This is a genomic window from Streptomyces sp. NPDC126503 (genome assembly GCF_040302405.1).
Lineage (GTDB): Bacteria > Actinomycetota > Actinomycetes > Streptomycetales > Streptomycetaceae > Streptomyces > Streptomyces gulbargensis.
Window position 1 is genome coordinate 590,744 of the sequence record NZ_JBEORS010000001.1, and the last position, 9,788, is coordinate 600,531.

Genomic DNA, 9,788 nt, shown 5'->3' on the forward strand with positions numbered 1-9,788 from the left:
CTCGGTCAGAGGCACCTAAACACGATCGGCCACCGCCCGCTAGGGGGCGACGGCCGATCGTGCTGTGACCTGCGAGGTTGTCGATTACTTGGTCGACGGGCCCACGCGGACCGTGATCGTCTGGCCGTTCTTCGGCTCCTTGACGACCTCGATCTTGGTGTTGGTGTCAGTTACCTTGACGCCGGCCCGCTTGGTCTCCTCGAACCAGTAGGTGCCCTTCCGGTCGTCGAAGACCGGGTTGCCCCGCTGCGAGTGGATCCAGGTCGGCACGTCCGCCTTGTGGAGCTGGAAGGCGTCGGTCCGGTAGGTGCCGAAGGTGGAGTCGTACGCCTGGACGCGGTTGCGCATCAGGGTGCCGTCACCGAACTTCAGCGGGGTCGGGTGCGCGTCCACCGGAAGGATCAGACCCTGGCCCGGGTGGACCGAGGTGTTGTTGTCCTTCTGGGACAGGTCCCACTTCCAGATGAGCAGACCGTTCTGGTACGGGTAGTGCTCGACCCAGCTGGCACGCTCGCCCGTGAAACCGAAGTTGTACGGGCCGACCTTGAGGGTCTCGTCGTACGAGACGTACTGGCGGTTCTCCGCGATGTAGTACTGCTCGTACTCCTTGGTGAAGCCCTTGCCCACGCGCGAGAAGCCCTTGGGCGTCCAGCCGTTGTCACCGTTCTCGGCGTTGTCCGAGAAGACGGCGGCACCGTCGGCGGTCAGCGTGATGGCGTCGGCGGTGAAGCCCTTGCCGCCCGCGCCGCCGTCCGTCTGGTAGCGGAAGCGGAGGTCGAACTTCTTGCCCGCGTACGCGCTGAGGTCGTAGACGAGCTTCTTGTGGGCGCCGGAGACGTCGGTCAGCGCCGGGGAGCCGGCCGCGTCGCGCGGGAGCGGCTTGCCGTCGGCGGTGCCGTCCACGGCGGTCCAGTTCGCGCCGCCGTCCGTCGACACCTCGGTGTAGAGGTAGTCGTACTCGGCCTCGATGTCGTACCAGCCCTGGAGCTCCAGGGAGGCGGACGACTTGCCGGTCAGGTCGACCGAGCGGGTGAGGGTGTTCTTGAGGTCGTCACCCATGTCGCTCCACCACTGCGAGGCGCCCTCGGCGGGGGCCACGATGTCGGTGGTGACGGCCTTCTTGGGCAGCTCGACGAGGAGCGCCTGCGGGTTCTTCGTGTTGTACGCGGCCACACCCAGCTTGTGGGTGGACTTCGCGGCGCGCTGCTCGTCGCTCACCTTGGTGTAGTTGAGCCAGCCGAGCTGCAGCTTGTCCCAGGCGTTCATGTCGCCGGGCATGTCGCCGATGGACTCCTTGCCCAGGCCGAGCCAGGAGCCGGAGGACATCAGGGACCAGTAGCCGGTCGAGTTCTCGCCGCCCGCGGTGTCGTACAGGTCGGGCAGACCGAGGTCGTGGCCGTACTCGTGGGCGAAGACGCCGAGGCCGCCGTTCTCGGGCTGCATCGTGTAGTCGCCGACCCAGATGCCGGTGTCACCGATCGGCGTGCCGCCGGCCTTGTTGTGGGCCGGGCCGGTCTTGCCGGCGTTGGTGCCGTAGGCGTACCAGCGGTGGGCCCACAGCGCGTCGGAGCCCTGGGCGCCGCCACCGGCCGACTCGTCCTCGCCCGCGTGGACGATCTGGAAGTGGTCGATGTAGCCGTCGGCCTCGTTGAAGTTGCCGTCGGCGTCGAAGTCGTAGCGGTCCCACTGGTCGTACTGGGCCATGTCGGCCTTGATCTGCGCGTCCGTCCGGCCCTTGGCCTTCTGGTCGGCGACCCAGGCGTTGACGCCGTCGCGGACGGTGTCCCACACGTTGGCGCAGTTGCTCTGGCCGCAGTAGTTGGAGCCGTAGCGGGCCTCGTTGTAGGGGACCTTGACCCAGTCGGAGACCGCGCCGTCGACCGAGTAGCGGCCGGACGAGGTGCGCTCGTAGTAGGTCTTCAGCGAGTGCTTCTGCTGGCCGGTCTTCGGGTCCTTGCCGGAGCCGAAGTACAGGTCCTGGAAGTGCCGCTGGTTGTAGTCCGCCTGCCAGGCCGTCGAGTTGTCCTTCGTACGGTCCGGCTTGGCTATGCGGTTGTGCAGCGGGCCGGGCGTGCCGCCGAACTTCGGCTTCAGCTCGTCCGTCTCGTCGTCCTTGCGGTCGACCAGGGTCGTGGTGTCGACCTGGTCGCCGAACTCGACGAGGATGGTGAAGATCTTGTCGGTCTTCTCCCGGCCCAGCTCGACGTACTTCTTGGCGTCGAGCTTGACCACCTGGGAGCCGCCCCGGCGCTCGACCTTGGCCTCCCCCTTGAGCACCTGCTCCAGGGCGGCCTTGCGCTGCTGCGCCTGCTGCTCGCTGAAGGGGCCCTCGAGGTCGTGGTCGACCGTCGTCTTGTCGATCCCGGCGCCCGGCGCCGGGTCCTGGCGGACCTCCGCCGGAGTGACGACCCCGTGGTCGTGCGCCCAGGCGGTGCTGAAGGTCGAGGCGGTGGCGGCCGTGGCCGCGAGGGCCACGACGACTGCGGACGCTCGGATCGTCCGTCGTCTGTTGGTCACTTGGTGTTGTCCTCCCCGGCGCCCACGCCCTCGGACCGAAAGGTGGGGTGTCCGTCCGGCGGGGGTCGCGCGTCACAAGTGACGACATTCGACCGGAGAGCGGCGAGAAAAGACAGACCTTGACTTGCACAGACCAACTGCACTATGCGGGTGCCTGATTCCGATTATCGGACAGCCAAGGTGCTTCCGTTGCCGGAACGTTGGCGTTTCATTCTCCCGTGCGCCTGTGCGCCCCTCGTGCACCGGCACGGTGGATCAGGTCACGCTTACCCGCCGTTCCGCCCGGGCATCGAGCGTCGTAGAGTCGACCCGATGTCCGGAGGGGCGATGTCCGGAGGGGTGGTACCCGTCATGCAGCGTCCGCACGCGCGCTCGCTCCCGCTCGTCCACGGCTCGGCCGTCGTCGTCCTGGTGACCGCCACCCTCCTGCTGCTCTCCGGCACGACCTCCGTCCTCGGCATCGGCGCGGCCTGCGCGGCGGGCCTCGCCCTCGGCGTGCTCGTCGCGGTGACGTCCGGTGCCGTACGGGGCAGGGCCGCACGGGCCTCGGCGCCGGCTCCGGCCGCGTCCTCCTCTCCGGCTCCCGGGGTGCCCTCGGGCACGGTCGCCGGACGGCCGGACGGCGGCGCGGGGATCCGGGTGCCGGCCCCCCGCGCGAGGACGGGGACCGGGACCCGGACCGGTTCCTGAACGGCTGCCCGCCCGCCGCCATACCTCTAGCGCGGCGCGGTGACGACGACCGTCTTCGCCGCCTTGTCGTGCAGGCCCTGCTTGTACGGCTTGTCGACCAGGATCAGGATGAGCAGGAGCAGCGGCCACAGGCAGGCGCAGCAGATCAGCGCGGGCAGCCACAGCACGACGGCCCGCAGCAGGGACTGGCTCATCGGCGGGGTGGAGCCGTCGTTGAGCATCGCGACCCGGAGGCCCATCAGCTTCTTGCCGACCGTCCGGCCGTTCCTGGCCGTCATGACGGTGTCGTACGCGACGTAGGCGACGATCGTGAGGAGCTGGAAGACCCACTGGCTTCCACCGTTGAAGGTGGTGACCGTGTCGCCGAAGTCGTCGCCGTTCACCGTCGACCGGTCGTAGACGTCGAACGGGATGCCGATGATCGCGAGCGGGACGGCGATGATCAGCCAGTCGATGAGCCGCGCGAGGATGCGCCGGCCGGGGTCCGCCAGCGGTGGCATCCCGGCGAGCGGGTCGGTCCCGCCGTACCCGCCGCCGTAACCGCCGTACGGGGGCGGGGGCGGCGGCATGTCACCGCCGTACGGGGAGCCGTAGGGGCTTCCCGGCGGGGTGTCGTACGGGGAGCCGGGCGGCGGCCCGCCCGGGGTCTCTCCCCCGGGCGGCGGCTGTCCGCCGGGGGGCGGTGCGGGCTCCCCGGGCCTCTTGCGGAACGGGTCCTCGTCGGGCGGCGGGCCGGGCGGCGGCTGGTCGGTGCTCATGGGGGCAGTGCATCCCGGGGCGGGAGGCCCCGCAAGAAATCACCGCCCGGTCGGGGGACGGGCACCGGCCCGGGCCACGGGTGACCCGGCGTCAGCGGGCGACGAAGGTGCCGGCCGCCTTGTCGTGCCAGCACTGGCGCCAGGGGCGGTCGAAGAGACACCACAGCACGTTGAGAACGCCGACGGCCAGCACGCCGAGCACGGTGTAGAGGAGCCAGCGCCGCAGGGCCTTGCCGAAGGTCGGCGGCTCGTGCGCCTCGATGTCCCGTACGTGGATCCCGCACAGCTTCTTGCCGAGCGTGCGGCCCCACTTGGCGGTGGGCAGCGCCTCGTAGAGCAGACCGAGGAGGAAGAACGCGGCGAGCGCGATGCCGAACTGCACCGAGGTCGTCGAGTCCACCAGCCACACCTGGACGGTGACACCGGACTGCTTCGCCGCCTCGATCTTGGCGTCGATGTGTTCCAGGGCGGCCGTCACGAAGGGGTAGGAGGCCCCGCCGATCAGCGCGCCCAGGACGAGGGTGTCGACCAGCCGTGCCAGCAGCCGCCGGCCGAGCCCGGCGGGCCGGGCGGAGGCCTGCTCCCGGGCCGCCTGGAGGAACGGGTCCTCGACCGGCGGCTTCCAGGGCACGACCGGTTCCTGCGGCTGGGGGTGGGCCTGCGGCGGAACCGAGGCCTGGGGCTGCGGGGCCTGGGGCTGCGGGTGGGCGGGGGCCGGAGGCTGCGGGGCGGCCTGGGGGTGCGAGGGGTGGGGCTGCTGGGGCTGGGCGGGCGCCTGGGCCTGCGGGGACGGCTGGGGCTGCGGGGACCAAGCCGGGGTGGGGGCCGGTACGGGGGTGGGCGCGGGAGCCGGGGCCGGGGCCGGGGCGGGCACCTCGGCGGCGGGGGCGGGCGCGGGGGACGGGATCGGGGTGACCGGCATGCCGCCGAGGCGGGCGGCTCCCGCGCCGCCCCGGGGGTCCGCCGGCGGCGCCGGGGCCGCGGCGGCCTCCCGGGGTCCGGCCGGCTCGCTGCCGCCCGCGACGGGCCAGTCGGCCGGCGTCCGAGGATCGGGCACGACGGGCGCGGTGCGCACCTGCGCCGGGGGCTCCTCGGCCGTCTCCTGCGGCGCTCCCCAGGAGACCTTCCGGTCGTGCTCGCCGCCGAAGCCGGACTGGCGGGAGGCGTCCGCCTGCCAGGCCGGGGCGGGCCCCTGCGCGGCCGGTTCCTCGTCGAGGAAGACGGGGCCCGTCTCCTCCACGGCCGGCACCGGCCCCGGGGAGGAGGGAGAGGACGGGGCGGGGACGGAGGCGGGCGCCGGGGCGGCCACGGCGACCCGGTCCGCGGCCTGTGCGGTCGCGGAGGAGACGGGGACGGGGGAGGCGGGGGCCGGAGCCGGGCTGGAGGCGAGGACCGGGCCCGCGGGCCGCGCGGCGGCGGGCGGGTTCGGCGGGGCCTCGCCCTCCTTGGGCGCGGGCCGGCTCGTACCGGGCACCCAGGCGCCCCCGTTCCAGTACCGGATGTATCCGGGAATGGACGGGTCCGGGTAGTACCCCGCCTGCGGTACCTCTTCGCCGCCTCCAGGAGGAGTAGCCACTGCCCCGACTCCGTTCAGTCACAACGCCTTTGATCCGCACGGCCTCGCGCCCGGCGTGCCGCGCCCCAGGGAGGACAGTAACGAAGAACGTCCCCGAGGGAACAAAGAGCCCGAGAGAAAGCCCGCCTTCGAGCGACACATCCCGGAATCGATCACTCAAAGTGATGTTCGGGCCGTCGCATGAACGGCTCTCCGGGTCTCCCCCCGAAGTCTCCGAGAAAAACTTTCCCGAAGTCGCGTAATGAACCGCCTCCACCCCGCTCTCTCCCGGTGAAGGCCCGACCGGGGCCCGCCCACGAGAGGACGTACGACCGTGCAGAACACCGACGACACCACCGTCGAGCGCGAGCTGGAACTGAGGCTGGTGCTCTCCCCCGAGCGCTCCGTCCCGGTCCCCGCGCTGCTCGCCTACCGCACGGACGACCCGTACGCCGTCCACGTCACCTTCCACATCGGCTCCGAGCACCCGGTCAACTGGACGTTCGCCCGCGAACTGCTCGTGGAGGGGGTCTTCCGGGCCTGCGGCCACGGGGACGTCCGGATCTGGCCGACCAAGGTGGAGGGCCGGGGCGTCGTCCTGATGGCGCTCTCCTCCCCCGACGGCGACGCGCTGCTCGAAGCGCCGTCCGCGCAGATCTCCGCCTGGCTCGAGCGGACCCTGCGGGCGGTGCCGCCGGGCACCGAGTCCGAGCGCCTCGGCATCGACGAAGGGCTCGCCGAGCTCCTGACGGCCTCCGTGGCCACCGACGACCTGTGGCTGCGCGACCCGTGGCCGTCGGACGAGTCCCAGGACGGCGAGCTGTGAGCCGGGGCCGCCGGCTCACCCTCGTACCGGCGCCGGATTCCGTACCCCGGCCCTGGTCCGTACCTCCGGGCGAAGGGTCAGAACAGCTTTCCGGGGTTGAGCAGCCCGAGCGGGTCGAAGGTGCGTTTGATCCCGCGCTGGAGCTCCACGCCGACCGGTCCGAGTTCCCGGGCGAGCCATTCCTTCTTGAGCACGCCCACGCCGTGCTCCCCGGTGATCGTGCCGCCGAGGGAGAGGCCGAGGGCCATGATCTCGTCGAAGGACTCCCGCGCCCGCCGCGACTCGTCCTCGTCCGCGGGGTCGAAGCAGACGACGGGGTGGGTGTTGCCGTCCCCGGCGTGCGCGCAGACGCCGACGGTCAGCCGGTACTTCTCCGCGATGGCCGCCGTGCCGTCGAGCATGGCGGCCAGCTTGGTCCGGGGCACGCAGACGTCGTCGATCATCGTGGCGGGCCGGATCGTCTCCAGGGCGGTGAGGGAGAGGCGGCGTGCCTGGAGGAGGAGTTCGGACTCCGCGGGGTCGGCCGCCGGGACGACCTCGGTGGCGCCCGCGGCGGCGCACAGCTCCCCGACGGCGGCCAGGTCGGCGACCGGGTCGGCCGTGTCGAAGGCGCACAGCAACAGCGCCTCGGTGGAGTCGGGCAGCCCCATGCGCGCCAGCCGGTTGACCGCCCGCACGGTGGTACGGTCCATCAGCTCCAGCAGCGACGGGGTGTGTCCGGCCGCCATGATCGCGCAGACGGCTTCGCAGGCGGCGGCCGTGGAGGGGAACTCGGCGGCCAGGGCCAGCTGCACCGGTGGCCGCGGCTTCAGCGCGAGCACCGCCCCCACGACGATGCCGAGGCTGCCCTCCGACCCGACGAACAGCCGGGTGAGGTCATATCCGGCGACGCCCTTGGCGGTACGGCGCCCGGTGCGCAGGAGCCGGCCGTCGGCGAGGACCACGTCGAGGCCGAGGACGTACTCGGCCGTCACCCCGTACTTGACGCAGCACAGGCCCCCGGAGGCGGTGCCGATGTTCCCGCCGATGGTGCAGGTCTCCCAACTGGAGGGATCCGGCGGGTAGTACAGGCCGTGTTCGGCGACGGCCCGTGACAGGACCGCGTTGACGACGCCCGGTTCGACGACGGCGACGCGGTCGACGGGGTCGATCTCGAGGATGCGGTCCATCTTGACGAGGGAGAGCACGACGCAGCCCTCGGAGGCGTTGGCGCCCCCGGAGAGTCCGGTGCGGGCGCCCTGGGGCACGACCGGGACGCGGAGCGCGGTGGCGGTCCGCATGACGTGTTGGACCTGTTCGACGGTGCGCGGGAGCACGACGGCCGCGGGGGTGCCGGCCGTGCAGAAGCTCGCCATGTCGTGGGCGTAGGAGGCGGTGACGTCCGGGTCGGTGAGCACGGCCCCGTCGGGCAGCCCGGCGCGCAGGCGCTCGTGGAGTTCGGCCACGGTCCGGGGGTCCGGCGTCCGGGCCCCGCCGTCCCGGGGGTTCCCCTGCCGGCCGTCCCCGTCCCCCTGGTGAAGATCCCGCTCGTGAAGATCGTCCATGGGTCCAGCGTGGCACTCGGGGCCATCGGTGTGAACCCGCCGGGACGGGCGCTTCGTCTCCTCTTCGTACCGGCCCCGGCGGGCGCAGAGTGACGCCATGAAAAGCGAGAACGTGGCGCGGTCGGTCCTGCTCGCCGGGGTGGGTGCGGTGCTCGCGGCGACGGCGCTGCTCTACCTCCCCGACCCGGGCCGCAAGGCCCCGCCGCGCCCGCCCGGACCCGCCGAGCGGGCGGCGATCGCCGCGCACGCCGGGACACAGGCCGCCCTGCCCGACCTGGTGGCGCTGATCGGCGACCGCGAGAAGTGGTTGCGCGCCCACCCCGGGGACGCCGTGTCCTGGGCGGTGCTCGGGACCGCGTACGCCGAACGGGGCACGCGCCTCGCGGACGTACGGGACTTCCCCCGGGCCGAGCGGGCGCTGCGGCGCTCCCTGGAGGAACGGCCCGCGGCCCGGGGCAACCTGGACGCGCAGCTGGGCCTCGGCGTCCTCGCGGCGGCGCTGGGCGACTGGCGGGCGGCGAAGGAGTGGGGCGAGCGGGTGCGGAAGGCGGAGCCCAAGCGGTGGACGGTCCATCCGGTGCTCATCGACGCGTACAACGGTCTCGGCGATTACGCGGCGGCCCGCAAGGTGATGGAGGACTACGAGAAGCTGCACTCGGGCGCGGCGGTACGGGCCCGGGCGGCGCAGGTGTACCGCGACCGGGGCTGGCGCGAGGACGCGGGCGCGGCCGCGCTGGACGCGGTGGCGTCGGCCGGTTCGGCGGCCGAGAAGGCGGCGGCCCTGTCCCGGGTCGGGGACCTGGCGTGGGAGCGGGGCGAGGCGGCGGAGGCTCTGGAGCAGTACGGGGCGGCGCTGCGTCTGGTGCGGGACCACGGGCCGTCCCTCGCGGGCCGGGCGCGGTCGCTCGCGGCGCTCGGCCGTACGGAGGAGGCCCGGGCCGCCTGGGAGGCGGCGCTGGCCCGGCTGCCGCTGCCGGAGCACCTCCTGGAGGCGGGCGAGCTGGACGAGTCGCTGGGCCGGGAGACGGAGGCGCGGGCGCGGTATGAGCGGCTGCGGACGGGCCGCTGGGTGCGGGCGGAGGCGGTGCTCGGGCTGCTGGAGGCGGACCACGGCGATCCGGCGGCGGCGGTGACGCGGCTGCGCGCGGAGTGGGCGCGGGGCCACCGCTCGGTCCAGGTGGCGGACGCGCTGGGCTGGGCGCTGTACCGCGCGGGTGAGCCGGCGGAGGCGCTGGAGTTCGCGAGGCGGGCGACGGACGAGGGCCTGCGCAGCGCCCTGTTCTCGTACCACCGCGGCGAGATCGAACGGGCCCTGGACCTCGACGGACCGGCGCGCCGGCACCTGGAGGAGGCCCTGCGGATCCACCCGTCCTTCTCCCCGCTCCATGCCCCGAAGGCGCGCGAGGCGCTGGCGGCCCTGGGCGAGCCGTCGGAGGAGCTGCCGGCGGAGCTGCGGGGCGGCTCCGGGCGGCGGGACGGCGCCGAGCGGCAGGTGGGGGCGGCGGGCGGCGTGCGGGGGGAGGTCCGGGGCGCGGCCGCGGCCTCGGGGGCGTGAGGCCGGGAGCGGGAGGGCTCGGGGTGGTGCGGGGGCGGGGGCGCGGGGGCGCCGGTTGTGAGGGGGCCCGGCGGGTGCGGGGTCCCGGCCGTCCCCGGCGGGTGCGGCGTCCCGGGACCGGCGGCGGGCGGGCCCCGTGCCCCGCCCGGGTCCGGCCCGGGACGCCGGACGGCCGGCCCGCGGGGTCAGGGTCCCGGGGCCGGCCGACGCGAGGGGGTGCGGGGGGCGCGCCCCGGCCCCCCGCCCGGGCCGGGCCCCCCTCCCACCCCCGGAAACCGGCGAAAAACCACAAACAAAGGGGTGGACCCCCCGCCGGGGCGCCCCCCCCACCCCCCCCCCCCCC

The 9,788-nt window shown here is 73.7% G+C and carries 7 protein-coding genes; 3 read left to right on the top strand and 4 right to left on the bottom strand.

The window, feature by feature from the left end:
* Positions 1 to 84: 84 nt before the first annotated feature.
* The gene (locus ABTY40_RS02755; protein WP_352057821.1) at positions 85 to 2,517 is read right to left on the bottom strand and encodes an immune inhibitor A domain-containing protein; all 2,433 of its coding nucleotides are present in this window, start codon (positions 2,515 to 2,517) and stop codon (positions 85 to 87) included.
* A 351-nt stretch (positions 2,518 to 2,868) separates the two neighbouring features.
* On the opposite strand from ABTY40_RS02755, the gene ABTY40_RS02760 reads away from it, so the two are divergent.
* Positions 2,869 to 3,207: a hypothetical protein gene (locus ABTY40_RS02760; protein WP_352057822.1), complete on the top strand. Its 339-nt coding sequence runs from the start codon at positions 2,869 to 2,871 to the stop codon at positions 3,205 to 3,207.
* A 26-nt stretch (positions 3,208 to 3,233) separates the two neighbouring features.
* Here ABTY40_RS02760 and ABTY40_RS02765 read toward each other — a convergent pair whose 3' ends face one another.
* Positions 3,234 to 3,965 (bottom strand): RDD family protein, encoded by a 732-nt coding sequence (locus tag ABTY40_RS02765; RefSeq protein WP_352057823.1) that lies wholly within the window; start codon positions 3,963 to 3,965, stop codon positions 3,234 to 3,236.
* Between the two features lie 91 nt (positions 3,966 to 4,056).
* Positions 4,057 to 5,541, bottom strand: a complete 1,485-nt coding sequence (locus ABTY40_RS02770) for an RDD family protein (protein ID WP_352057824.1) — start codon at positions 5,539 to 5,541, stop codon at positions 4,057 to 4,059.
* Between the two features lie 313 nt (positions 5,542 to 5,854).
* Between ABTY40_RS02770 and ABTY40_RS02775 the strand changes: the two genes are divergently transcribed.
* The gene (locus tag ABTY40_RS02775) at positions 5,855 to 6,346 is read left to right on the top strand and encodes an SsgA family sporulation/cell division regulator (RefSeq protein WP_352057825.1); all 492 of its coding nucleotides are present in this window, start codon (positions 5,855 to 5,857) and stop codon (positions 6,344 to 6,346) included.
* Between the two features lie 77 nt (positions 6,347 to 6,423).
* On the opposite strand, the gene ABTY40_RS02780 is transcribed toward ABTY40_RS02775, so the two are convergent.
* Positions 6,424 to 7,791, bottom strand: coding sequence for an FAD-binding oxidoreductase (locus ABTY40_RS02780; protein WP_352057859.1), 1,368 nt, complete (start codon positions 7,789 to 7,791; stop codon positions 6,424 to 6,426).
* A 196-nt stretch (positions 7,792 to 7,987) separates the two neighbouring features.
* Here ABTY40_RS02780 and ABTY40_RS02785 point away from each other — a divergent pair, with 196 nt between their 5' ends.
* Positions 7,988 to 9,445 (top strand): tetratricopeptide repeat protein, encoded by a 1,458-nt coding sequence (locus ABTY40_RS02785; protein ID WP_352057826.1) that lies wholly within the window; start codon positions 7,988 to 7,990, stop codon positions 9,443 to 9,445.
* Positions 9,446 to 9,788: the final 343 nt, after the last annotated feature.